We start from the raw sequence: 24220 nt of genomic DNA, 5'->3' as shown, positions 1-24220 counted from the left end.
ACCTTCAAACCGGAACACCTCCTGAATTCGGAATGACGATCCTCACCATTGTACCAACTCCCGGTCGGCTTTCAACAACCGTAATACCGTACTCTTCTCCAAAGTAATATTGAATTCGCTTTTGTACGTTATTCATTCCAATTCCTGTAGTATGACTGTTCTTTTTGACACTTGAATCTAAAAACAGGGAGGATACCTTTTCTTCAGTCATCCCCACTCCCGTATCAGAAATTTCTAATACCACTTTGTCATCTTTTAAAAATCCATGAATCTTAATGACAATTCTACTATCTTGCGGCTCAAATCCATGGATGATAGCGTTTTCAATGATAGGCTGAATTGAAAGAATAGGCATTTTTATTGTTTCTATATCAACGTCTATTCTTTCTTCATATTGAATCCGGTTACGGAAACGGGATTGTTGAATATTTAAATAATTTTTCGTGTAATCCAATTCTTCCTTTAACGTAACAAGCTGGTCTATATTGCGCAGACTGTACCTCATGATTTTAGCCAGCGAGTACGTCACATTTTGTGTCTGTTCCGCGTTCTCTAAATAAGCAAGCCGTGAAATGGTGTTTAATGTGTTAAATAAAAAATGTGGATTAATCTGTGATTGCAAGACTTTTAATTGCGTTTCCTGCAGGAGTTTCTCCAGCCTGGCACGAGCTTGCATCTCTTCCATCAGCTTCTGGTTCTTCTCATTCAGCTCTTCTTGTGCAAGATAATTAGCACCCATTTTGATGATGTAATTGGCAACGAGCTGAAGCAGCTCTGTTGCTGTTTCAATCCGTTTTTGACTTGTAAATTCGATCTTTTCAAAATAAAGCTGGAGGAGTTCTTGATCAATCGGTAAATGTTTGGTTTTCTCGCGAATCAGGTCCACCTGCTTTTCATCACGATCTTCAATTAACACCTGGCCGCATAGAACAGATCCAATGTGCTTGCCGTTGAGAAAAATAGGCGCCGCCAAATCAACTAGACCCGAATGGCAATAATGTATGACGGTTTTCCCTTGTTCTGCTGCAATCAGACCCACCTTTCGATCGGACGCTATACAGCATTGCAATCCTTTCTCAGAGGAGCGTATGTGGGTGCAAAAACTCGTGAAATTAGTCGGCCTGGTGACAGGCACGCCCTGCTCATCTGCAATAATGACGCCAAAACCGGTAGCGTCTGAAAAGCGCTCCTGGATTTCCTGAAGAATCTCGACATTCACGACATTACGTAATGTAAGTGCAGTCAACGTTTACCTCCATTTTATTTGTTTTGTATTTGGAATTTTTCTAGTTATTTGACACCTTTACATGTTCGTTAAAAAATATAAAATTCCTGCAGCGTCTATGAAAACAAATGGTTATATAAAGGAAACTTCCATCAGTGGGGGTCTTACTGCCCGTTAATGCAGGATAAAATGAAAATGTCTCAAAAAATGTGATGTGGATCAGACTTATCAAGCTAAAATCACATGTTCCGTAAGCTTCCACATAAACAGAGGCTTTTGACACTCTTTTTCCATACACGAGACTTGTTTCCCCTTTATCACCCGATTTTGTATAAACCTTCATTGTTTACACCCTCTCTGTTTTGTTTTATTTTCATACACAGCAACCATCATTTCGCTTTTCATAAAACAGACGATACCCTTGGAACCAGGAAGCTGATTGAAAGGCTGGTTCCTAAGGGTATCGAAAATGACTGCCTTCATTGGACGGCAGGTGGACTAATCAAACGAATATCATATGAATCATTTTATTTATTTGAAGAGACTGGCTCATTCAGCGCATCAACGGCTGCCTGGGCCACTCGTATATCCTCTTCAACCGAGCCGCCGCTTACGCCTACCGCTCCGATAATTTGGCCGTTTTGGCACAATGGAATGCCTCCGCCGAACACGACAACCCGTCCGTTATTCGTTGTATTAATACCGTAAAGCTCTTTTCCTGCTCCGGCTGCCTCGGCCAAATCTGCTGTTGGCATTTTCATCGCTACTGACGTCCATGCTTTGTTTTGGGCAATATCCACGCTGACCAATAAAGCATCATCCATTCGGTGGCAGGCTATGAAATTCCCGCCTTCATCCACAATACTAATGACCATAGGAACTTCGATTTCATTCGCTTCCTTTTCAGCACTCTCGATCAGTTTTTTCGCTAATTCTAAATTGATCTGACTCATCTTTTCCCATCCTCTCCTACTAAAAAGATAGTGGCAATCCTTTGATCAAACGGGCTGCGTTCTTCCCTAATTTGCGCCCGTTTGGAAGGCTGTCTTGTAAATATGGTTCTTCCCGTTTCAATTTCTGGTGATGCACGCATACATCTCCATTTTGATCAATCCCTATCCCGACCTGCAAAGGGGACATGGATGCGGCTTCCCATCCCAGTTCAATAAAACTGCCCGCTTTGTCCCGTTCTTGCAGTAAGAACGGGACCTCTTCTTCTTCCAAGCCGGCACAGACTTCCTGAATTTGATCAGAGGGCAGCGTGCTGTTATATAAAATCGTCATGTAAATGTCACGTTTATTCATTTTAATACCTCTTGCCTGACAGAGGATAGGACCAAACCGGTAGCGACTGCATTTCGCGGGCCTTCTGTACCTCGTATATTGGCAAAACCGGCTACAATCCCATACTTGCCCAGTTCCTCTGTCAACATTTGCGGAATTTCAAAGTCAAGTGCCGATCCCCCCACCATGACGACAAAAGACAAGTGTTTTAAGTTGCCTGTCGGGATGACCCGTTTAAGAGCGCGCAGCGCATTCGTTACAAACACTCTCCGCTTGGCGCTTCGGCGTATTTCCCTGATTTTCTCCATGGATGCTTTGCTTGATAAAGGCGTGAGATCCCGCTCTTCCCGGATTACTACTTTCCCGAATGTGTACGGAGGAAAAGGCGTTTCAGAAAATAACATCGTTCCGTCTTCCAGCTGCATATGAAATAAACTCAGCACTTTTCCTAAAGGATACTTTTTAATTTTTTCGGCCAGTTCCTTGTCCCCTAAAGCGAGTTCGGAATTAATCAGCATCGTGACCATGTCTCCTGCACCGGCCAAGTGGCTTGAGATGATTTTGCCGGCTTCATTCATCATGGCAGCATCGGTTGAACCGCCGCCCATATCGAGAATCACAATCGGTTTTCTCGTACCGGGAGTCGTTAAAGCTCCCCGAATGGCCATTTCTGCTTCAACACCGCCCACTTCAACCTTGATGCCCACTTCTTTTTCCAATAGGCGTGCGACTCTTTGGACAGGAATCTTATCTGTTTTGACCATTGAGGCTAAAGCGACGCCGCTTTCCATGGAAAGCTCACCGGCCATCGCCCCGCTAATAGAGGTTGGGATCACTGCATCAACGGCCAGAAAATCAGAGATGGCAATTTCATTTGGCAATTGTCCGGTGAGCCCTGCTAAATCATGGCGGAGACCGTTGAACATCCCCCCCACATTCGTGCCTGTTTCTCCCCGGACATCTGTCAGCGTTCCCAATTTTTCATACATATTCATAATGGCTTCCGCCCCATCATTAATGGATACTTCCAGCTGCTGGTTGTTCGCCCCTATTAAAATGACCCGTCCCGCTTCGATTTTCCGTTCGACCACTTCCCCCTGCGGTGTCCGGATCACTACGGCCGATCGGTTGCCCACCAATGCTTTAGCGACTAAAGCAATTTGGATCGTCTGGTCAGGATCCAACTCAAAGACAGTGGAAAGGCCATATGGATTGCTTAATGTCCGAATCACATGACCCGGTAAAGCGACTTCTACCGCTGCGAGTTTTAAAAGCGGAACTTTTTCGATTAAAGCGACCTCATCTACGATGGGAATTTTTTTGTTCAGGCGATTGTGTATCAGCACTCCGTCATCCTTTTGAACAATCGCGCCGGTGACGGATATTCCTTTGCTTTCTGCCTGATTAAGAAGGTGGGCAACCCATTCATAATCAAAGGATTTAGGTATAACGGCGATATAATCCCGCTCTTTTTCATCTACATCAAATAATTGATCGATCAAAACCGTTGTCCCGACACCCAAACCCGCTCCGCCCGGAGTATCCGGATTATGGCCGATCATGGAAGATTCAGTGATAATCGTTTCGCTAATCAGATCCATGGCCAAATCGCCAATAACCGGAACGGCATCATTCAACCGGATCAAATCAATGTCCTTTAGCTCGATGTCCGCTTTTTTAGCCGCTTCCTGTAAAGCAAGACGGATACCTTTGACATTGTCAGTGGTTCCTTTTATGCCCGTTGTTTTGACTAAATGCTGGGAGAGAAATTGTGCATGGTGTCCGTCCACACACGCAATCGCCACTTCAGTCGATGAATTGCCGATATCGACCCCGGCTAAAATTTTTTTCACCATTCCCCTATTCCTCAATTTTCCTTAATCTTCCGCGTCTTTCGTAGACATCCGCAGCTTCGCGGATTAATGCGGCATTTTCTGTCGCCCCATATTCTGTTTCTAATTCATCGGCAATCGCTAAAAGCTCTTCTTTCGTCGAACGGTTAGGGCGCATGGCATTATAGATTTCTAATATACGGGCATCGGATATATTGATCATTTCAGCTGCCCGGCGGAAGTTTTTCGCCAGTTGTGTTCTTCCTAAACTTTCACTAATGTCCGCATGCATTTCAAGGGTTTTAGGGCTAATACGCAAATCCGCTCCTGTTACCTCTCCTTTTAAAGCGGCATCCAATGTTAGATCGTTATAGGCTTTTTCTGTGGGAGTGAACAATAAATCAGGCCTTTTTGAACCGAGCGGATAGTCTTTTTTTGTTAAATTTTCTACTTTTTCTTTTGTTATATGTTTCATGTTCTTTCCTCCTAGCCTTTTATGAAAAATTCTGCTTTTAATTCAATAGGCTTCTGATCCGGTACAAGCGACTGGCATTCTTTTAAATAAAGCAGGGCCGCGGCCGCCTGGTATTTAGGACGTGTCATTTCGTCATTTAACACCGGTACGGGATTTGGGCTTTCCCCTAACGCATACATGGCCGCATTCCGTCCAATCGCCCGGTACATGTCTAACGTAATTAAGGGAGATTGGGGAAATAATTCAAGATTGCTTAGTGGATCCAAATCGCGCTGATGGATCACTGCCGTTCCCCGAGACTGCAAGCCGATGCTGATGCCTGAACCGCTCAATTGCGCTGCTCCGTGCGCCATAAAAGCCAGGTCAGCCGTGCGCAAGCTGCGAATGACCCGTGGAACGGCTCCCTGCTCTTCAATCCCGGAAAGGATTTCACGCAGGACAGCAGCGTGATCGACTTTCACAATGGTTTTATTCATTTCTTTTCCAAAAGCAGGGGCTACGGCTACAACCACTTCTCCAGGATTGGTGCCTTTTGCTGCCGGCCCGATTTCCGTTAATTTCATCTCAATGGAAAATGCTGCTGATGTCATCTTCAATTCCTCCCTTAATCAAAGTCTTGCGGACTGATGGCTTGACGAATGTTCTTGATTTCTTCCCATCTTTCCGGACTGAGGCGGTAGCCTGTTCCGGGTCCCATGTAATCATTTTCATCATTGACCGCGCTTATCACGACATTATCTTTATTAATAATGGCCGATGTATGCAAATAGTCGCCGGCTACCCTTTGTTTCAACATATTGAAAGTCCGTTCAGCCGTTTGGCGATACCCGCGCTTAGCTAAGATGAGAGCTATATCAAATCCCGAAATCCCATCCCGTAAAATTCGCTCAGCCGCTTTTAAATCTTCAACAACGTTTCGCTGTGGCATATCAACACTGCTGTTGGCATAAGTGGCCGCTTCGATTTCCTCATCTGTAATCGCAGGGAACCCCAGCTCTTCAAAAATAGCCTGCATCGCTTTAGCCGCCTCATAGCGGGCTTTGATAACGCTTTCTTCATCCACCGGTTTCAATCCGCCGTCCACCATCATATCCCGCTGAATAATCAGGTAATCGTCCAGGTCGCTGGAATCCATATTAGAGCCGGCAAACATATCCTCATTGTTCGGTACAGCTGCGAATCCGGCAAAGATAAAATCTGTACCTGGCAGCATTTGACACAGCATTTTGGCGCTTCGGCGAATTTCCGAATGTGAGAACGTTTGGTCATTTCCTGAGGCTACTTCCAAATCAAATAATGTTGTGGCCAAGTTTTCTGCTAAGACGGCACGGATTCCGCTCGGTACAGAGGCCGGGATGCCAATACAGCTGATGGAACCATTTTGCAGTCCTTGAACGCCTGCTCCTTTCGCCATCATGACGCAGCGAATTTCTAAATAAAGCATGGATTTCCCTTCTGCCCCTGCCATTTGCACCTCGGAACCAGTACCTGATGTAAAGCGCATTTTAGCGCCGCGTGAAGCATAGGCAGAGGCTAAAAATGATTTTGACCAAGGGGTATCATCCCCGTCTATAAAAACAGATTCCGTACCGTAAATGGAAACGGTTTCAGCATAGGACGTCATTCCAAGCATGGCTAAGCGAAGTTCTGTCGCTTCTTCTAAAGAATCCTGAGTTAGGACTCCATTCCTTGCCGTTTGGGAACCTACGAGCAATGCTAACGCATTAAAGGGAGCATAACGGGCAACTCCAACCGTTGTTTCTTGTTCATCAAATCCATAGAGTCCCGCTTCCGCAGCATCTGCGGCCATTAGTACAGGGTTATCGCGCACATTTGTGACGTGGCATTGGTTGGACGGCGTTTTCCTTGCTCTCATCTTTTGCAGGGCCATCATCATTTCCACGACATTCATATGATTGAGAACTTCCAGCACTTTTGCAGGTGTGAGTCCTTTTGACAGCCTGACAATTTCTGAACGGGACACATTAATATCCACGAGCTTTCTAGCAATCTCCAGACTGTCAAGGGCCATGACTTCTTCGACTATGCTTGCGTCAATCGTGTAATCTGCAATAAACTGGTCCAGCATATCAAAATCTTCTCGTTTTTTTTCATCCAATTCTACGATCCGGCCATTTTCCACTTTGACAGAAGGCTTTGGATCATTGGGGCTGGACATCGCGACAAATCCCATTTCAGGCCATTCTGTTACAAATCCATCTTTATTGACCGGTCTTTCTTCTAAAATCTCAAATCGTTTTGAACGCAGCATAAGAGATATCCCTCTTTCTATCATTATTTAGATAATTGTTTAAGATTAATAAGTTTCGGAAGAAGCGGCAATTTCTTCCTGGATGTTCTCAGTTTCCTTCGAGGAGGAATGTTCAACAGAAAGATATTTGCCAATGAGAGAATCATACAATCCGCCCCCTATCATCGCCCCTATCATTGGCGCGATAAGCGGAACCCAGAAATAGCCTTTTATTCCGGAAAAAGCGACAGGCCCCCAGCCGACTAGCGCCGAGAATAATTTAGGGCCAAAATCCCGCGCCGGATTCATCGCAAACCCTGTTAACGTACCAAAGGAACCGCCGAGTGCAGCGACAACCATTCCTACCGCTAAAGGAAATAATGCTTTTGTAGGAGCAAATGAATTTCGTTCGTCAATAAAGGCAAATAGAGCGGCTACTAAAAAAGCAGTGATGGCCGTTTCAACCAATGCCGCTTGAAAATAAGTGAGATAGGGAGCGGGGTAGGTAGAAAAGATACTTGCCAAAGGTTGACTTTCTGCGCTCCCGCGTATGACTTCCTTTGTGGCCTCATAGTGGATAAAACCCTTGTAATAGAGTCCATATACGAAAGCGGCTCCGGTAAAGGCTCCGGTTGTTTGGGCTATAATATAGGGCAAGACCTTAGCCCAAGAGAACCCGCGATAAACGGCAAGCGATAATGTGACCGCCGGGTTAATGTGTGCTCCTGATATGGCTGCAGTCAAATAAAGAGCTAAACTCACGGCCAATCCCCAGATCACGGCTATATCCCATATCGTATATTGAGCTTCATTTAAAACAAGAGCAGCCACACAACCTGCACCAAAAAAAATCAGAATAAAGCTGCCAATAAACTCTGCGATTAATTCTCCTTTTAGCTCTTTTATGGGAGACACCTTCTTTCTATTTTTTTAAGTCACCTCCATGAAGCAATCGTTCATATCCTTCATGTCCTCCATTGATAGTCTGCTTCTCTACTATTTAGCAAGGATACTACTTACGTAACCGTTTGATGGGAATGCTTTTGATCATTCTCCTCCTTTTTTATTTTGATTAAATTTATTATAATTTTCTGAAATCGATATGTATCTAGACATAAATTACATTCACTAGCATTTTTTATACTTCTTGAATCATTGAAAAACAGTGCCTTTGTCTTATCCTAAAATAAAGGAAACTTCCATCAGTGGGGGTCTTACTGCCCGTTAATGCGGGACAAAAAGAGACGCGGGCGGAACGTTGTCACACGTTCCGCCCGCGTCTCATCCTGTGCTGTTTTCATAATGGGAAAATGGGACGGCTCAGTCCATGTTCACCCAGACACTCTTCACTTCCGTATAGTTGTCTAACGCGTAGCTTCCCATTTCACGGCCGATACCGGATTGCTTATAGCCGCCGAATGGACTTGCGGCGTCAAATGCATTGTAGCAGTTCACCCACACCGTACCTGCCTTAATGCGGTGTGCAATGTAATGAGCCTTCTTAATATCCTGCGTCCAAACGCCCGCTGCTAAGCCGTAATCAGAGTCGTTTGCTTTTTCGACAAGATCATCTAAATCATCAAACGGCATCGCCGCTACAACCGGGCCAAAAATTTCTTCTTTGGCAATCGTCATCGAATGGTTGACATCCGCAAAAATCGTCGGGGCAACGAAATAACCCTGGTCATATGGGATATTACCTCCTGCCAGCACTTCTGCGCCTTCTTCAATTCCTTTATCAATATATCCTTTTACGCGTTTTTGCTGCCCAGCCGAAATGAGCGGGCCCATCGTCGTTTCTTGTAATAAACCATTGCCCTGGTTAATGTTTTTAGTCAGAGACACTAAATCGGCTACCACATTGTCATATTGTTTCTTCTGAACATATAAACGGCTTCCCGCGCAGCATACCTGACCCTGGTTAAACATAATGCCCATTAACGCACCAGGTACCGCTTTTGAAAGGTCCGCATCCGGTAAAATGATGTTCGGCGATTTCCCGCCAAGCTCAAGGGTGACGCGTTTTAATGTTTCACTTGCCTGCCTCATGATCGATTTACCGACAGCGGTTGAACCGGTAAAGGCGATTTTATCGACTAACGGATGATCAACAAGAGGGGCGCCCGCTGTTTGGCCATAGCCTGGTACAACGTTGACAACGCCTTTTGGGAATCCTGCTTCTTCTATTAATTTGGCTAAATATAAAGCGGAAAGCGGTGTTTGTTCAGCCGGTTTTAAGACAATGGTACAACCTGTCGCAAGGGCGGCACCCAGTTTCCATGCAGCCATTAACAGCGGGAAGTTCCAAGGGATAATTTGCCCGACGACTCCCAAGGCTTCGTGGCGTGTATAGTTAAAATAGTTCCCTTGTACAGGGATGGTTTGTCCCACGATTTTCGTTGCCCAGCCCGCAAAATAACGGAAATGTTCAATCGCTAACGGAACATCCGCATTGGTTGTTTCACGAATTGGTTTCCCGTTATCCAATGTCTCAAGCTGCGCCAACTCTAGCTTATGTTCTTCCATTAAATCCGCTAACTTATAGATGAGGCGGCTTTTCTCTGCTGTGCCCATTTTTGACCATGGTCCATGATCAAATGCTTCTCTTGCTGCTTTTACAGCTGAATGAATATCTCCAGGACCGGCCTCTGCCACATCTGCCAGCTTTTCACCGGTTGCAGGGTTGACGGTTTCAAATGTTTTACCATAAATGGAGTCGACCCATTCTCCATTTATATACAGCTTTTTTACACCATTTAAAAATTCTACTAATCTAGGACTTAATTCGATTCCTTTTGCACTTACGTTTTGCATATCCCCCACTCCTATCCTCTTGAATTTACAAATTCATTATAATTTTTTGAAAGGATGGTGTACCTAGACATAAATTACATTTACTAGCATTTTTTATACTTTTTTAATCACTCAGCATTTTTCAGTGGATCATTTAATCCCATACAATGATTTGAAATAAAAAACAATTTTTAAAGTTCAGGAAAATTTTCGTTTCAAAGCTAAAGGAGTTAAAAAAATTGATAAGTTACGATGGACCAGGCCAAACCCCAAAAAACTCCCTCCGCAAGAAGCGAGGGGAGCTACATTATGTTTCTCCGTTATGAAAAGGCACGTTCCAACACAAGCTCATTCATTAGTAGAAGATGGTCCTTACTCAATCTCAAAATCATTTTTTTGAATATGTAAAAAATTTTACTGAAATTCCTATTATGTTTTCTCAAGCTATAACAAACCTTTTTCTCCTTCCAGAGGAATCGTAATAATGACAGTCGTCCCCTTCTCTTTTTTGCTATTGATACGAATACCGTATTGATTCCATATTGATTTTGATAATTCTTTCTTCTTTTCTCAATAATAAAAGTGCCTGTCACTACCCGCATCCTGCCGATTCATTTTTACAATATCCGAGTAATGACAGGCACAAATGCTCAACAAACCAGCAGATTCTGATGAACAGATTCGACAAACTGAAGGGAGATAAATCTCCCCTATTTTCATCACACCTTAAGCTATAGAAGAATTTTTAGAGTCTACGTAGTTGACGAAACCTTTAAAAAACAAAGCCCCTACTGTTGCTCCAGGATCTTGATGACCTATAGAACGCTCCAAATATCGTCCAGCTCTCCCCAAACGAGATTGCATGTTGATCGTTTGTTGGACACCTTTTTCAGCTGCTTCATAAGCACTATGTAAAGCTTCTCGGATAGTTTTCCCTTCTTCATGAGCTTTTTCCATTGCTTCGACCGCAGGTACAAGAGCATCAAGTATTGTTTTATCCCCAACCTTTGCTTTTCCTCGATCCATGATTCCCTTAACCATGGCTTTTATGACGATTAACAAGTCTTCTAGATTCAATTCACTTTTCCCTTGTGAAAATTTCCCGCCTCTAATTAATCCAGATGCCATAAGGGTACCCATCGTAGAAGCGACCGTCTCTCCCATTACAAGGGCACTTCGCATTAATAGCACCCCGATGTTTTCCTCATTAATATTCGGAAGGTTTTCGGTTACTGCTCGAAACCCCTTTGACATGGTCAATCCAATGTCCCCATCTCCCAATGCTCCATCTAACTTGCATAAAAAATCTTTGTTTTCATCCATGACTTTCCCTATTTCAATTAAAATTGCTTTTACATCAAGTATGCTCAATGTATCCTTCATTAAGATCCCCCTCATATTATACTTGTTAACATCTATTAAACTTGAACTTGAAACGGCGTCACAAAAGGCGCATCCAATAATTCTTTCAATTCATCATCAAGCTTTAGAACAGAAACTGAAAGGCCCGCCATCTCCATGGAAGTTGCAAACTCACCTATATAGCGTTTGTAAACATTTATCCCTTTTTCTTCTAATAATTTGTGTACCGCACGGTAAATAATATACAGTTCCTCCAACGGAGTCGCACCTAATCCATTTATTAAAATGGAAACATCGCTTCCTCTCTGGATGGGTAAATCCCGTAGAATCGAAGAAATTAACGATTTTGCTACATCGTCAGCAGACTCTATTTGACCTCTCTGTATTCCTGGTTCACCGTGTATTCCCATTCCAATTTCCATTTCTCCTTCACCAATTTCAAATGTAGGACGGCCTACGGCTGGAAGAATACAAGGTGATAGGGCAACTCCCATTGTTCTTACGTTTTTATTAGCCTTCTCTGCAATTCTCTTTACTTCTTCTAAACTAGCTCCAGTTTCTGCTTTAGCAGCCGCCAGTTTATATAAATAAAACATACCAGCTACCCCGCGTCTCTTATCCTCTTCACCTTTTGGCATTGATGCTACATCATCCGTAGCCACGACTGTTTCAACACGGATACCCTCAATATCGGCCAACTCTGCAGCCATATCAAAGTTCATAACATCCCCGCCATAGTTCCCGTAAATATATAATACGCCTTCTCCCCCATGAATCGCTCTTGTCACATCAAGCATTTGTTGGGAGCTTGGGGAAGCAAATATATCACCTACGGCGACTCCGTTTAACATACCTTTTCCAACATATCCTAGAAATAGAGGCAAATGACCTGAACCCCCTCCTGTTGCAATTGCCACTTTTCCTTTAACGGGGCCATCTGCTCTAACTAGGGCACGATTATCTGCTCTTACACTTTTCAACTGATCTGGATGGGCCAATAGTAGTCCCTCTAACATCTCATCTACTACTTTCTCTGGATCATTAATAAACTTTTTCATAGAATGTACTTTTTGTGACATGTTTGTTTCCTCCCAATATTTGGATTTTTATTTTGATTTTTTATTACTGAAAGAGTCAATAAGAGCGGCTAAAATAATGACTCCACCCATGATAAGTCCCTGATAATGAGAAGAGATATTTAGTAGATTCATACCTGTATTGAGAACGTTAATTAAAAGAACTCCTATTAGTGTTCCAAAAATGGTTCCTCTTCCTCCACTTAAGCTCGTTCCCCCGATAACAACGGCAGCTATTGCCATTAATTCCAAGTTCGTCCCGGCAAGCGGGGTACCTGAACCAAGACGTGCCGTCATCATTAATCCACCCAAACCGGCCATTGTACCAGCAATAATATATACCATCATTTCCACTCGTTTTACGTTGATACCAGATAGCTCGGCTGCTTTTTTATTGCTTCCAACCGCGTACACATGGCGGCCGAAAACGGTATTGGATAAAATATAATGGGCCAATATAAACATTAAAACCGTAATAATAATCATAATCGGAATCCCTGCAACTTCCCCCATACGGAGAAATTTCAGGAATGGATCTCCATAGACTGAGATCGTTTGTGCATCGGAATAAACTAATGTAATGGACCTGGCTGCAGCCATCATACCCAACGTTACGATAAATGGGGCCATATTGAATTTTGTAATAAAATAACCGTTGATTGCACCACTAGCGACTCCAATTAAGAGCCCTACTAATATAGTAAGCAGGATGGGCATTCCCTTACTAACCATCCCTGCCATGATGATTCCTGCTACAGCTACAACAGAACCAACTCCTAAATCAATACCAGCTGTGATAATGACATATGTCATTCCAATTGCTACAATCCCCATAATTGCACTTTGCAAGAAAATATTTAAAATGTTATCTACTCTTAAAAATTGCTCAGTCGTAACCGAGAAAAAGACGCATAACAAAATTAAGGCAATTAATACTTTATTATTTAAAATATGAAAGAAAAAATTCCTCTTTTGCTGTTTGGTTTCAGTCTTTTTATCGCTGGTACTCCTAGGTGTTTCCACAGAAGACCGATTAATAGATAGCTCCTGTTTTTCCATACTTACACCCCTTTTGTTGCACAAAGCATTATTTTTTCAGGTGTAGCTTCTTCTTTTTTAAATTCACCTGTAATCTTTCCGCTTGCCATCACAAGAATCCGATCGCTAATACCTATTACTTCTGGTAATTCTGACGAAATCATAATAATAGAAGTGCCTTTTGCCGCTAGCTCAAGCATGATTTGATAAATCTCAGACTTGGCTCCAATATCAATACCACGTGTTGGTTCATCGAGAATTAATATTTTAGGTTTAGATTCTAACCATTTAGCAATGATCGCTTTTTGTTGATTCCCGCCACTTAAATTAGAAATCACGGTGTCCCCGCTTGGGGTTTTAATTTTCAGCTGAGAAATATAGCTTTCTGCTGTCTCTCTCTCTTTTCTAAAATTTACTTTTTGGAGAAATCCCGAAAATTTTTTCAACGTGCTTAGTGTGATATTTTGAGTTACCGTAAACTCTCCTACCATTCCTTGATGGCGGCGGTCTTCCGGGACAAGAGCTAAACCATATTTAATAGCATCCCTCGTGGACTTTATTTTCACTTCTTGATTCTCTATCCACATTTGTCCGGAGTTAATGGAGGTACTTCCAAATATGGATTCCATCACTTCTGTTCGTCCTGATCCCATCAGGCCTGAAAATCCTAGAATTTCTCCTTCGTATAACTGAAACGATATATCCTCAAAAGTGCCTTTTCGAGTAAATTCTTTCACTTCTAGTACCACCCTATCTCCATGTTCCTTGGCTCTTTCAGGATATATTTGGCTCATTTCCCGCCCAGCAAGCATGTTTACAATCTGCTCTGGTGATAGTTCTTTCGAGTCCCCCTCTCCCGCATTGCAGCCATCTCGCAACACGACGACACGATCACAAATTTCATATATTTCTTCCATACGATGTGAAATATAAACAATGCCAATTCCCTTTTCTTTTAAGGTTTTTATGATTTGAAATAACTTGGCAGCCTCTTGTTCTGTAATCGCAGATGTTGGCTCATCCATGATGATGACTTTTGATTGAAAGGACAAGGCTTTTGCTATCTCAACCATTTGCTGTGTCCCGACTGTTAAATCTTCTACAAGCGACCTGGAATCAATGTCAAAACCTAAATCATCTAATAATTTCTGGGCTTCACTAAAGAGTTTTTTTCTATCTAACTTTAGGCCTTTTTTAGGTAAAGACTGGATAAATATATTCTCTGCTACAGTTAAATGGGGAAGTAAGTTAAGTTCCTGATGGATGATACTAATGCCCATATTTTGAGATTGTTTTGGCCCATTCAAAGTCACATTTTTCCCTTCAAACTGAATTTCACCTGAATCAGGAGTATAAATACCACTTAAAATTTTCATTAACGTTGATTTTCCGGCTCCATTTTCACCGAGAAGACCAACCACCTCGCCTCTATGGATGCTAAAGTGGACATCATCAAGCGCTTTTACACCCGGAAAGGATTTGCATATACTTTTCATTTCTAAAATAATGTTCCCAGTCACAACGAAATCCTCCTCCCTCTGTATTGCTTGTAAAGGGGAAGATTTCTTTCCCCTTTACATAGTCCTATCAAGAATTAATTGGATTTCAATTCTTTAGCCCATAGTTTTTCTTTATCAACATTTTCTTTTGTGACAAGGAAGTTTCTCGTAAAGGTATGTTTTTCAACTTCTTCCTTATCGATAAGGGCTTTCTTTATATATTCCACTCCCATTTCTCCCATTTCAATCGGCACCTGGGAAATAGTTGCATCAATACGGCCATCTTTTATTGCTTCGACTGCTTGACGAGTTCCATCGATTCCAATAATGATAATGTGTTCTTTATCATCGATAGGCTTGAAACGACCGGCTTGATCAATAGCATTCGCTGCACCTACTGTATTGTCATCGTTATGACCAAATACTGCATCAATCTTTGAATGCGCTTGCAAAATGTTCGTCATAACATTTAACGCTTTTTCCTGGTTGAAGTCTGCTGCCTGGCGTGCAATGATTTTGATGTCTGGGTACTTTTCTTTCATTTGATCGTTAAATCCCTTTCCTCGGTCACGTGCTGCAGTTGTACCGAGCAACCCTTGCAATTCTACGACGTTTCCTTTGTACTCTCCGTACCTTGCTTTTAACTGCTCAGCAATGTAATCGGCTGATTTGCGTCCCATTTCTACGTTATCTGTTTCCAAAAACGAAAGAAGTTCACCAGCAGCCGTTCCCCGGTCAAGTGCAACTACTGGAATATTGGCTTGATTAGCCTTCTCAATTGCCGGTACAATGGCATCTACGTCTTGCGGATTCACAATAATAGCATTTACCCCTTTTTGAATCATATCTTCAATATCTGCTACCTGTTTTGTTGCATCATTATTAGCGTTCGTACTAATTAATTCAAATCCTTGTTTTTCTGCTCCTTGTTCTACTCCTTGGTTAAGTGCGACGAAGAAATCAATACTTAAGGTTGAATTTGACATACCGATTTTTAATTTCCCATCGTCTCCTCCAGATTGGTTATTTTCTTCTTTTGATGTATTTGATGAGCTACAAGCTGCAAGGAAAAACAATAAATGAAACACAAAAGCAATACTCATGATTTTTTTCATTTTGACCCCTCCACTAGTTCATTGTTATGATCACTTATCGTATGGCCTATTAAACTATTAACTTTATCTCTTTGAATCACCCCCAATATTAGGTATTTAGAATGAATGACGCTAAATGAAACGTTTCATTTTGTAGAGATAAAAAGGTTTTCAACCATCTCTGGATTTACCATAAATTCTTTAACCTCCGTTGCAGAACCACTCTCTATTTTTTCAAACAATACATCAGCCGCTATTTTTCCAACTTCATTTGGTTTTTCTTTTACCACTAAGCTAAGTTGAGGTTTTAGAAATCCATGCGGATCAATATCTCCAATACCTACAATCATCATTTTCTGAGGAATTTCAAAACCAAGCGAAGTAACCGCTTTCAAAATTCCTATTAAAACAATAGAGTTCATGGCAAATACGGCATCCGGCAATGGTTCATTCAATAATTGCTTTTTTATCGTTACGTACACTTCTTTTACATCGCTTTTTATCTCTAAAAATTGCTGCTTCTCCAAATTAAACTCTAAGGAATTCAGCGCTTCAATCGCTGCTTTATACTTCTCTTCTTCCACTGTTCTACATAGAAGATCATGAACAATGAGAAGGTTTCGGCGTCCATTCTCATGTAAATAGTTGATAATTTTCTTAGAGACGGTAGCATAATCATGGGCTACGCGGTCTAACTGCAAGTTTTCTACCCGTTGATCAACCAATACGCAAGGAATTGAACTAAATACGTTTGTTTCAGCTAATTCACAGCCCGTTCCCAGTAATATAATCCCGTCTACTCTTTTTTCGGTCATCATACGTAAAGCCTTTGCTTCCTTCCCATGGTCGTTTTGATGAGCTGCCAATATCACATTAAATTCCATATCTGCAGCTATAGCTTCGACCGCTCTGACCACCTCCATTGTATAGGGATTAGAAATCTCATCCACAATGACACCTATTAATCGAGTTTTTGATTGTTTTAAACTTCTTGCTATACCGTTAGGCTTGTAATTTAATAAAGTAATAGCCAAGAGGACTTTTTCACGTATCTTATCGCTGACAAATCCTGATTTATTAATTACTTTTGATACAGTCCCTACTGACACACCTGCTGCTGCTGCTACATCTTTTATTGTTACTGTCATAAAGGCCTCCGTCTTTGTACTCGGAATGATCAGAATGAAACGTTTCACTCAAATATCAAAAATAAAAAATATTACATTTTTACCTTTTTTCGTTATTATAATAACCCGTTTAAAATTAATCAATATATATTTTATAAAAATTCAGAAATTTATAAATTTGTAAAAATATCTTGAACAACGATTTTTTGATTTCCACTCGAAGCAACTCTCGTAATAGAAGGCGTCCCCTCTCTGCATGATTGGAGAATTTCTTTCACCTTTTGTCTTTTGATGGAAGGAAGGTGTCTGTCAATGTAAAGAGCGATGACCGTTTTACCATATTTCCTGGTTTATAACATGATTTAATGAAACAACGGCTCCTTTGCCACAGCATCTTTTATATTTTTTCCCGCTCCCGCACGGACATGGTCCGTTTCTCCCGACTCTTAACATCGTATAATGAACAACCTTTCTACTTTTTTCTAATCATGGCATAGCCTAATTGCTAGTTCTTTATTCTGGCAGAATCGATTCACATGTATGCTTGATAAAAAGAAATAGCCGAAAAAAACGCCCGACTTACTTCGAAAAAATCATTCGTCTTATGTAAACAATATGGGGCGAGTCATGCTGCTGTCTTCTTTACTATAAACATGCACTTCCTTAACGGCAGGCACAGATATTAACTTCTGCTCTTTTAATCAGTGGTTGCTGTTTCCCGTTCTCCCATTTTTTTATTAACCGTTCATTTGTTTCTTGAATCTTAAGTAAGAGTACCTGTCACCTAATCATTTCAAGGCAGCGACAGGCGCATGATTGTATTCCACTTAGGACATAACGTTCCTCGTTTGCTGACTTTGAGTCATCGACATTCTTTAAGTTAACTGGGCAAACCAATTTTTAACCTCTGCATAAGCATCCCCATGCTCTAAAAGCCCATCGTGGTCAGCGCCGTTTATGATTTTCACTTCAGCCCGATTATATCGTTTAAACAACGGCTCGTACTGGGAATGATCAAAGTCTTCATCCTTATCCCCAATCAACACCAATGTTGGCTGCTGTAAAGCTCTCAGTGCATCTTCGTACTTTTCAGGAATGCGGGACATCAGCAGGCGGTATGATAAATGCAAGGTTTCTGTCCCGTGATACTGCTCTTTTGGCTTATTGACAGAAAGAACGTGCCAGTGATTGAAAAGGGTCACCCCTACTTTATTCAGCAGAATAAGCGGGACTAACCTGGATAAATAAACCTTTGTCCGGCTGTTCGGATTGCTCTTTGGTGTCGTCGGTGCGTCTGGATGTACAAAAGGTGCAAAAAGCAAATAAGCGTCCACATGTGTTCCGTACTTACTGCCCGCAAACCGAATCGCTGTCCCTCCTCCTGCCGAATGTCCTGCCATAATAAGGGTGGACTCTGGATGATCGTGTTTAACAAATTCTATTAAATCCATTAAATCATTCTCAATCTGGCCAATATAATCCACATCTCCTCTTCTTTCGGGATACTGTCCATATCCTCTTAGATCGAGTGTGTAAACGTGTGCCAGGTGTTCCCTTGAAATAAACTCGGCCATGGGCTTTAAATACTTGCTGTCTTCGCAAATTCCATGAAGAAGGATTATAACATGGTTGGATTCTGCGGGATAATAACGATAATATAGCGTGCTTCCATTCCTGGCTTGAAACGGCTTAAGCTCCCGATAAACGGACTGTTCCATCCTGACACCTCTTTCATACTTTCTTTGTCAAACAGGCCTGTGACTTAATGGCCCCCCAACAGCCTTCCCTAATATGTATAGTTATGGCTATATTAGAAGATGAGAACCACTTCTTTTCATATATCGAGTCCTTAAATTCGTAAGCTCCTCTTCTCTTTCATCCTACAAAAGCGTTATTCTTTCATCCTTTTTATACAATGAACCACGATTTGCGGAAAAATTTAAAAAGACCCCTTGCCCTTTTCTGGACTAGGATTCTATTAATATAAATTAGACTAATAGTGAATCAAAGCACCTGTTACCACCCGAAGACCTGGAGTGACAGGCACTCATGTTGTTTTACCGACAGTGATCAGCTTTCTCCGCCACCGGAAGAGCCGGCGTTAGATGTTCCGGCTACAACGGCAATCATCGCTGCTTGCTGAGCTTGGATAAGCGCCTCCAATGTCGTATATATACCCGTTTCCAACAAACTGCAATCCTCCGTTTGATCACTCATAAACAAATGGACCGCCATGATGAAATTTATATCTTTATGCCCTTTAAACAGCTTTTCTGAGTTGAGCTCGTTGACGATTTGGCGAATCGTTTCCATCTCCTTCCCCCCACCATCCATTAGTGCCAGCAAGCCTATCACAGGATAATGCATCGCTTTCGGTTTACTTCCTGACTGTTTGAGCGAATCGAACAGCCTTACGCAGCGTTCGACTAGAAGGCCTGCTTCCGTTTCATGGTCAAGGGAAAGAATATGACTCAGAAACTGCAAGTCATTGCCTTTTCGCAAACCATATCTTTATATTGGTCCACTGCTTCCTCTCATTGTGTTCCAGATTATATCGATTTTTTCATTTTTAGGCAGCCCGCTTGCTTTCATTGTTACGGTTTCTCCCACAACGCCTGAATCCTTATCTAAGGTCACGCTTACTCCAGACTCATTCTTGAGTTCAGGCATGACCACCCCTCCGTCGGCAGCTGTTGGTATAGGTTCAACACGTTGAGTCATATTGACTTTTTCATCCGTGACGTCAAAGGTAAATGAAGGTACAGGCAAATAAGAGGTTGGAGCTTGTTCGTGATTAATATAAGGTATTCCCAAATATCCATGCCATATTGTCAATGTATGCTTCCCAACCGGGCCTGCAGCCCGAATTTTAGCAACCGCTTTTCCATCTGTCGTAATGGCCGTCAAAAGTCCTATTAGCTTATTATCATAAGTTAGCTGCCAGTTCCTTTCCATGTCTTCATAACCGATTCCCTCTGCCGTAATGGTAATTTCGGTACCGACTGGACCTGAAGAAGGTGACATTTTAAACGTTGGGTTTACATGGATGTTTGCCTGAGTCATCAATTTATCAGCTTGTTTGACATAAATAGTATGGTTACCACCAAATCCGCTTGGAACAGTAAAGTCCCCTTCTAGCTGGCCATTGGCATCGCTTTTACCAGTTGTTAAAGGAATGACTTTGTCCTTAAACGAAACGCCGGTAAATTCATACAGTCCCTTAAGGTCATATTTTCCTTCAACCGTTTTCCATTCTAATTTTGTTTGCGTATTCGGTTCAAGTCCCGTAATTGTAAAATGAACAGTTGTCCCTACCTCTCCTTTTGTAGTGGAAAGTGTCATTTCACCTGGGAAAACAGCTTCCTTCTCTTGTTTTGGCTGATCACCTTTCTGATTACTTTCATTCAATTTATCTGTGGACTCCTTTGCTGCAGAGGTACTGCTGCAGCCAGTTATTACGAAAATGAGAACGAAGACTAAGAATAAAAAAAAGTTGTGTTTCTTATTTGTTTTATCCATGTTTTTGCTCCTTTGGAATAATGGGGCTCCCTGTAATTTCAAGAAACGAGGAGCTAATTTCTGCTCCTCATTCCCTACCTGGATTATTAATTGTCAGCGGCGCTATTCACGATGGTGAATTTATGATTTTCAGGTACCCACACATCGAGAACATGACCGTTTTTGTCATTCTCTTTTGCCTTGAATTTATAGTTGTACTCACCCGTAGGAAGATCTATGGCTGTTCTACCTTCTCCCTGTATATCTCCCTCAAAGTAGAGAGCACTTACCCAAAATGGTTTTTCTGTATTAGGGTCAGGAGATGGATGAAGCTTAATCTTTAGCTGTTTAATTATTAACAGCCATTCGTCCAAGCGGACCGTTTTCATCAATGATATCCTGTATATCAAATACAGAGATTGGAAACATTGGGAACCCAAAAACATATGGAGTGATTTCATATAGCTGAAAATAGATGACAAGAGCTTTATCCGCAATATAAAAGTCTTGATTAGGCCGAATGACTGTGAAGCCGTTGAGAAGTCGGATATCACGCTGCTTGATTTGCATATGAATTAAGGTTGAGAGTCTATTAACGTAATCACTTCCAGGCTTAAACAAGTCTTTAAGTTCACAAAACTTCCCTTTTTGCAGGTCAAACGTTAATGACTTGATATATGTCATTCCATGGGCGGCATGGTAATGATAAGTATAATTGGAGAGTGATAAGCTCAGAACTTGACGTTGATTGTTTTTAATTTCATACGATCCAATCATTTCTTCCACCGTTGTGGGCATATTCCCGACTTGTTGATTGATGAGCTGCTGTGTTTGATGGACAATTCTCCGATTTATTGACCTTTCCAATTCTTGATGTTCCATCCCGATTACTTGGGGATAAAAGACTGTTTTATCCGTCCCGCTGCTGATTTTAACGGTTTTAATGTTAACAGGAAACGAAATGGGCATATTTATCCACCCTCTACTATTTTTTCAATCATTGTATTCCCGGGATAAATTAATGTGTGCAAAAGGTAGAAGTAAAGCAGCATGGTACCATCACGATGATTAGTGATCTTATGACAGGGCAAAACAGTGAATTAGAAGGCTGTTATAAATTAATATCTGTGGAAAATGAATTCGGAGCTTAATTAATCGAAAATTATTTCAATCACTATCATTAAAAAGCCGAGGAACATAACAATTCCCCGGCTTTGTATAATACAATTTAAAATCGAATCCTGCCGCTTTATAGCAAGATGATACTGTTCAACTAATTTCACCTATTCAATTAAATAATACGAGCTGTAACGATGCCTTCGATTTGGCTGATTTTTTCCTCCAAACCAGGAATGATATCGCCGTTTACTTTATTGTCAATGTCAATCATCGTATACGCGTATCCCCCTCGGCTTCTGTTCACCATGTCGGCGATGTTCAAATGATAGCTTGATATAGCCGATGTGATCTGCCCAACCATGTTTGGAACGTTTTGGTGGAAAACGGCCACACGTCGCTTTCCTGTATAAGGAAGGGAAGCATTCGGGAAATTCACTGAGTTTTTGATGTTTCCAGTTTCTAAAAAGTCTTTCACCTGGCGAGCCGCCATAATGGCACAGTTTTCCTCTGACTCTTTTGTGGAGGCACCAAGATGCGGGATTGAAACGGTATTTTTCATTTTCAATACATTTTCATTCGGGAAGTCTGTAATATACTTACCGACTATTCCATCTTCAAGTGCCACTGCCATATCTATTTCATTCACAAGCTCACCGCGTGAGAAATTCAAAATATGAACGCCCGGCTTCATGATGCTAAATGTTTCTTGGTTAAACATTCCTCTCGTGTCATCGGTTAACGGGACGTGTACAGTAATATAATCTGATTCAGCAAACAACTGTTCAATCGTCATAGCGCGCTGTACATTGCGGGACAAGTTCCAAGCTGTATCGACAGAGATGAACGGGTCAAACCCGATCACGTCCATATCTAAATCAAGCGCATCATTCGCTACAAGCGCACCGATCGCACCTAAACCGATTACCCCCAGAGTTTTTCCTTTAATTTCTTTTCCAACAAATTGCTTCTTTCCCGCTTCTACAAGCTTTGGAATTTGTTCGCCTTCACCTTCTAACGTCTTTGTCCAGGCCACACCGTCAAAAAGGTTACGGGATGAAGCCATTAATGTGGTAAGAACCATTTCTTTTACAGCATTCGCATTAGCACCTGGAGTATTAAACACAACAATTCCTTGCTCTGTACATTTATCGACCGGAATATTATTGACACCCGCCCCGGCCCGGGCGATTGCTTTTAAATTATTGCCGAATTCCATTGTATGCATGTTAAAGCTGCGAACAACAATGGCATCAGGATTTTCACTATCATTGTCGATTGTAAAGTTATCCTTATTGAATACATTCAGCCCGCTTTCTGCAATATTATTTAACGTTTTGATTGTTTTCACTTTGTCTAAAATGATTGTGCTCATATTGTTCTCTCCTCTTTTTAGTTATGATCATTTTCAAATTCCTAAATTTAAAAGATGTTAAGCAAGGGAACTTGCCATCATTCAAATTTTGTAAAAACCTGTCTTTACTACAATAATAAAAGCAGTATGGGCTATCCCTCCTAATAAACAGAAAGAGGTAAGGGATATACTTCCCTTACCTCTGCCCAGGCGAACGGCTGCGACACTATGTGCTCCCTCACGGTTATCCGCGTTTCGCCAGTTACACATAGCCTTTTCATTTATTTTATATTATCAAATATTTCAGCAATCTTCAACCTCCATTTAAAGGTTATTCCATTTCAGTTCCTTTGGCTGAAGTATATAGTAGAATTTTCCTTTACTTATGGCAAGGTTCACCAATCATTTAATGGTAAATTAGTAAAAGGCTGTTACTACGTTTTAAAGAGTCTGTCCATTGTCTACTATAAATGTTTGTCCTGTTATGGAACTTTGAGTCATTTGAAAAATAATGGATTCCGCAATATCATTAGGTGTTGATATCCTCTTAAGAGGTATGTTGCCGGCAAGCTTATACATTTTCTCTTCATTACCAGCCCACCATCTTGTATCCACAGCCCCAGGTGCAATTGCATTAACTCTAATTTCCGGTGCTAAAGCAATCGCCAATGACCTTGTCATTGCATGTATGGCTGACTTGGTTGCAGCATATGGAATAGATGAACCTATTCCTGTCACTCCTGCAACGCTGCCCATGTTTATAATAACCCCTGATTCTTGTTGTTTCATGTAAGGAACGACTGCCTTTACACAATGAAACATACCTTTTACATTCACATCAAAAAGTTCGTTCCATATTCTATCTGTTACTGAGTTTAAATCGCCCATAGAGATTTGGGCGGTAATACTGGCATTGTTGACTAATCCATCGACTGTTCCATATAATTCAATCGTTTTAGATACCATTTTTATTACTTCTTCTTCCTTTGCAACGTCGGCTTTAAAAGAAAATGCTGCACCTCCTTGTTCTTTAATTTGTCTTACAACATCCTCTGCGTCATTTGCGGATTTATTATAATTTATAACGACTTTTGCACCTTCACTTGCTAATTTTAATGCCGTTGCTTTTCCTACTCCTGTTCCAGCACCAGTTATGATTATTGACTTATTAGCTAGTTCCATTTTTAATCACCCTT

General features: G+C 41.5%; 24 protein-coding genes, 1 pseudogene and 1 riboswitch. Of the genes and pseudogenes, 1 reads left to right on the top strand and 24 read right to left on the bottom strand.

Annotated features, from left to right (window positions below):
* Positions 1–4: 4 nt before the first annotated feature.
* From ACFOU2_RS19725 to ACFOU2_RS19620, 22 genes and pseudogenes are all read right to left on the bottom strand, one after another.
* On the bottom strand, positions 5–1246 hold the full coding sequence (locus tag ACFOU2_RS19725) for a sensor histidine kinase (protein ID WP_377918019.1): 1242 nt from the start codon (positions 1244–1246) through the stop codon (positions 5–7).
* Positions 1247–1430: 184 nt separating this feature from the next.
* Positions 1431–1568: pseudogene (locus tag ACFOU2_RS19720) on the bottom strand (cob(I)yrinic acid a,c-diamide adenosyltransferase); the annotation flags it as partial.
* Positions 1569–1752: 184 nt separating this feature from the next.
* Positions 1753–2178, bottom strand: a complete 426-nt coding sequence (locus ACFOU2_RS19715; RefSeq protein ID WP_377918018.1) for a GlcG/HbpS family heme-binding protein — start codon at positions 2176–2178, stop codon at positions 1753–1755.
* Between the two features lie 19 nt (positions 2179–2197).
* Positions 2198–2530 (bottom strand): glycerol dehydratase reactivase beta/small subunit family protein, encoded by a 333-nt coding sequence (locus ACFOU2_RS19710; protein ID WP_377918017.1) that lies wholly within the window; start codon positions 2528–2530, stop codon positions 2198–2200.
* The gene (locus ACFOU2_RS19705) at positions 2527–4365 is read right to left on the bottom strand and encodes a diol dehydratase reactivase subunit alpha (RefSeq protein WP_377918016.1); all 1839 of its coding nucleotides are present in this window, start codon (positions 4363–4365) and stop codon (positions 2527–2529) included. The genes ACFOU2_RS19710 and ACFOU2_RS19705 overlap by 4 nt, the downstream gene beginning before the upstream one ends.
* 4 nt (positions 4366–4369) lie before the next feature.
* On the bottom strand, positions 4370–4816 hold the full coding sequence (locus tag ACFOU2_RS19700; protein ID WP_377918015.1) for a diol dehydratase small subunit: 447 nt from the start codon (positions 4814–4816) through the stop codon (positions 4370–4372).
* 11 nt (positions 4817–4827) lie between these two features.
* Complete coding sequence (locus tag ACFOU2_RS19695; RefSeq protein ID WP_377918014.1) at positions 4828–5406, bottom strand: propanediol/glycerol family dehydratase medium subunit; 579 nt, start codon at positions 5404–5406, stop codon at positions 4828–4830.
* A 14-nt stretch (positions 5407–5420) separates the two neighbouring features.
* Entirely contained in the window at positions 5421–7085 is a 1665-nt protein-coding gene (locus ACFOU2_RS19690; protein ID WP_377918671.1) for a propanediol/glycerol family dehydratase large subunit, read from the bottom strand.
* 48 nt (positions 7086–7133) lie between these two features.
* Positions 7134–7982 carry an MIP/aquaporin family protein gene (locus ACFOU2_RS19685; protein ID WP_377918013.1) on the bottom strand — a complete coding sequence of 283 codons (849 nt, stop codon included), beginning with the start codon at positions 7980–7982 and terminating at the stop codon, positions 7134–7136.
* A 405-nt stretch (positions 7983–8387) separates the two neighbouring features.
* Positions 8388–9881 (bottom strand): aldehyde dehydrogenase family protein, encoded by a 1494-nt coding sequence (locus ACFOU2_RS19680; protein WP_377918012.1) that lies wholly within the window; start codon positions 9879–9881, stop codon positions 8388–8390.
* 705 nt (positions 9882–10586) lie between these two features.
* Positions 10587–11243: a dihydroxyacetone kinase subunit DhaL gene (gene dhaL / locus ACFOU2_RS19675; RefSeq protein ID WP_377918011.1), complete on the bottom strand. Its 657-nt coding sequence runs from the start codon at positions 11241–11243 to the stop codon at positions 10587–10589.
* Positions 11244–11278: 35 nt separating this feature from the next.
* Positions 11279–12301 carry a dihydroxyacetone kinase subunit DhaK gene (locus ACFOU2_RS19670; RefSeq protein ID WP_377918010.1) on the bottom strand — a complete coding sequence of 341 codons (1023 nt, stop codon included), beginning with the start codon at positions 12299–12301 and terminating at the stop codon, positions 11279–11281.
* Positions 12302–12328: 27 nt separating this feature from the next.
* The gene (locus ACFOU2_RS19665) at positions 12329–13357 is read right to left on the bottom strand and encodes an ABC transporter permease (protein WP_377918009.1); all 1029 of its coding nucleotides are present in this window, start codon (positions 13355–13357) and stop codon (positions 12329–12331) included.
* Positions 13358–13359: 2 nt separating this feature from the next.
* The gene (locus ACFOU2_RS19660; protein ID WP_377918670.1) at positions 13360–14832 is read right to left on the bottom strand and encodes a sugar ABC transporter ATP-binding protein; all 1473 of its coding nucleotides are present in this window, start codon (positions 14830–14832) and stop codon (positions 13360–13362) included.
* Positions 14833–14930: 98 nt separating this feature from the next.
* Positions 14931–15950 (bottom strand): sugar ABC transporter substrate-binding protein, encoded by a 1020-nt coding sequence (locus tag ACFOU2_RS19655; protein ID WP_377918008.1) that lies wholly within the window; start codon positions 15948–15950, stop codon positions 14931–14933.
* Between the two features lie 125 nt (positions 15951–16075).
* A complete protein-coding gene (locus ACFOU2_RS19650; protein ID WP_377918007.1) occupies positions 16076–17077 on the bottom strand; it encodes a LacI family DNA-binding transcriptional regulator in 1002 nt (333 codons plus the stop codon).
* 312 nt (positions 17078–17389) lie between these two features.
* Positions 17390–17509, bottom strand: a complete 120-nt coding sequence (locus tag ACFOU2_RS19645; protein WP_377918006.1) for an SEC-C metal-binding domain-containing protein — start codon at positions 17507–17509, stop codon at positions 17390–17392.
* Between the two features lie 422 nt (positions 17510–17931).
* Positions 17932–18774, bottom strand: a complete 843-nt coding sequence (locus ACFOU2_RS19640) for an alpha/beta hydrolase (RefSeq protein ID WP_377918005.1) — start codon at positions 18772–18774, stop codon at positions 17932–17934.
* 352 nt (positions 18775–19126) lie between these two features.
* Positions 19127–19558 carry a DUF4003 family protein gene (locus tag ACFOU2_RS19635; protein ID WP_377918004.1) on the bottom strand — a complete coding sequence of 144 codons (432 nt, stop codon included), beginning with the start codon at positions 19556–19558 and terminating at the stop codon, positions 19127–19129.
* Between the two features lie 9 nt (positions 19559–19567).
* Positions 19568–20575, bottom strand: coding sequence for a hypothetical protein (locus tag ACFOU2_RS19630; protein ID WP_377918003.1), 1008 nt, complete (start codon positions 20573–20575; stop codon positions 19568–19570).
* An 86-nt stretch (positions 20576–20661) separates the two neighbouring features.
* Entirely contained in the window at positions 20662–20943 is a 282-nt protein-coding gene (locus ACFOU2_RS19625) for a hypothetical protein (RefSeq protein ID WP_377918002.1), read from the bottom strand.
* A complete protein-coding gene (locus ACFOU2_RS19620; protein ID WP_377918001.1) occupies positions 20903–21523 on the bottom strand; it encodes a DUF3298 and DUF4163 domain-containing protein in 621 nt (206 codons plus the stop codon). The genes ACFOU2_RS19625 and ACFOU2_RS19620 overlap by 41 nt, the downstream gene beginning before the upstream one ends.
* Positions 21524–21579: 56 nt before the next feature.
* On the opposite strand from ACFOU2_RS19620, the gene ACFOU2_RS19615 reads away from it, so the two are divergent.
* Positions 21580–21705 (top strand): hypothetical protein, encoded by a 126-nt coding sequence (locus tag ACFOU2_RS19615; RefSeq protein WP_377918000.1) that lies wholly within the window; start codon positions 21580–21582, stop codon positions 21703–21705.
* 140 nt (positions 21706–21845) lie between these two features.
* Here the strand turns inward: ACFOU2_RS19615 and ACFOU2_RS19610 are convergent, their stop codons facing one another.
* Complete coding sequence (locus tag ACFOU2_RS19610) at positions 21846–23045, bottom strand: phosphoglycerate dehydrogenase (RefSeq protein ID WP_377917999.1); 1200 nt, start codon at positions 23043–23045, stop codon at positions 21846–21848.
* Positions 23046–23221: 176 nt separating this feature from the next.
* Positions 23222–23300: riboswitch (ZMP/ZTP riboswitch) on the bottom strand.
* Between the two features lie 165 nt (positions 23301–23465).
* Entirely contained in the window at positions 23466–24206 is a 741-nt protein-coding gene (locus tag ACFOU2_RS19605; protein WP_377917998.1) for an SDR family NAD(P)-dependent oxidoreductase, read from the bottom strand.
* Positions 24207–24220 lie beyond the last annotated feature (14 nt).

Source organism: Bacillus songklensis (genome assembly GCF_042649685.1).
Lineage (GTDB): Bacteria > Bacillota > Bacilli > Bacillales > Bacillaceae_H > Bacillus_BA > Bacillus_BA songklensis.
The sequence above is the reverse complement of the archived record's forward strand: the minus strand, read 5'-3'. Positions and strand labels throughout refer to the sequence as shown.

What these genes read in the sequence shown, in the direction of transcription:
- ACFOU2_RS19705 (WP_377918016.1), bottom strand. Translation starts at nt 4,365, where the DNA reads ATGGTGAAAAAAATTTTAGCCGGGGTCGATATCGGCAATTCATCGACT.
- ACFOU2_RS19630 (WP_377918003.1), bottom strand. Translation starts at nt 20,575, where the DNA reads ATGGATAAAACAAATAAGAAACACAACTTTTTTTTATTCTTAGTCTTC.
- ACFOU2_RS19650 (WP_377918007.1), bottom strand. Translation starts at nt 17,077, where the DNA reads ATGACAGTAACAATAAAAGATGTAGCAGCAGCAGCAGGTGTGTCAGTA.
- ACFOU2_RS19645 (WP_377918006.1), bottom strand. Translation starts at nt 17,509, where the DNA reads ATGTTAAGAGTCGGGAGAAACGGACCATGTCCGTGCGGGAGCGGGAAA.
- ACFOU2_RS19670 (WP_377918010.1), bottom strand. Translation starts at nt 12,301, where the DNA reads ATGTCACAAAAAGTACATTCTATGAAAAAGTTTATTAATGATCCAGAG.
- ACFOU2_RS19610 (WP_377917999.1), bottom strand. Translation starts at nt 23,045, where the DNA reads ATGAGCACAATCATTTTAGACAAAGTGAAAACAATCAAAACGTTAAAT.
- ACFOU2_RS19655 (WP_377918008.1), bottom strand. Translation starts at nt 15,950, where the DNA reads ATGAAAAAAATCATGAGTATTGCTTTTGTGTTTCATTTATTGTTTTTC.
- ACFOU2_RS19710 (WP_377918017.1), bottom strand. Translation starts at nt 2,530, where the DNA reads ATGAATAAACGTGACATTTACATGACGATTTTATATAACAGCACGCTG.
- ACFOU2_RS19680 (WP_377918012.1), bottom strand. Translation starts at nt 9,881, where the DNA reads ATGCAAAACGTAAGTGCAAAAGGAATCGAATTAAGTCCTAGATTAGTA.
- ACFOU2_RS19605 (WP_377917998.1), bottom strand. Translation starts at nt 24,206, where the DNA reads ATGGAACTAGCTAATAAGTCAATAATCATAACTGGTGCTGGAACAGGA.
- ACFOU2_RS19620 (WP_377918001.1), bottom strand. Translation starts at nt 21,523, where the DNA reads ATGCCCATTTCGTTTCCTGTTAACATTAAAACCGTTAAAATCAGCAGC.
- ACFOU2_RS19665 (WP_377918009.1), bottom strand. Translation starts at nt 13,357, where the DNA reads ATGGAAAAACAGGAGCTATCTATTAATCGGTCTTCTGTGGAAACACCT.
- ACFOU2_RS19660 (WP_377918670.1), bottom strand. Translation starts at nt 14,832, where the DNA reads ATGAAAAGTATATGCAAATCCTTTCCGGGTGTAAAAGCGCTTGATGAT.
- ACFOU2_RS19695 (WP_377918014.1), bottom strand. Translation starts at nt 5,406, where the DNA reads ATGACATCAGCAGCATTTTCCATTGAGATGAAATTAACGGAAATCGGG.
- ACFOU2_RS19625 (WP_377918002.1), bottom strand. Translation starts at nt 20,943, where the DNA reads ATGAAAACGGTCCGCTTGGACGAATGGCTGTTAATAATTAAACAGCTA.
- ACFOU2_RS19700 (WP_377918015.1), bottom strand. Translation starts at nt 4,816, where the DNA reads ATGAAACATATAACAAAAGAAAAAGTAGAAAATTTAACAAAAAAAGAC.
- ACFOU2_RS19640 (WP_377918005.1), bottom strand. Translation starts at nt 18,774, where the DNA reads ATGGAACAGTCCGTTTATCGGGAGCTTAAGCCGTTTCAAGCCAGGAAT.
- dhaL (WP_377918011.1), bottom strand. Translation starts at nt 11,243, where the DNA reads ATGAAGGATACATTGAGCATACTTGATGTAAAAGCAATTTTAATTGAA.
- ACFOU2_RS19715 (WP_377918018.1), bottom strand. Translation starts at nt 2,178, where the DNA reads ATGAGTCAGATCAATTTAGAATTAGCGAAAAAACTGATCGAGAGTGCT.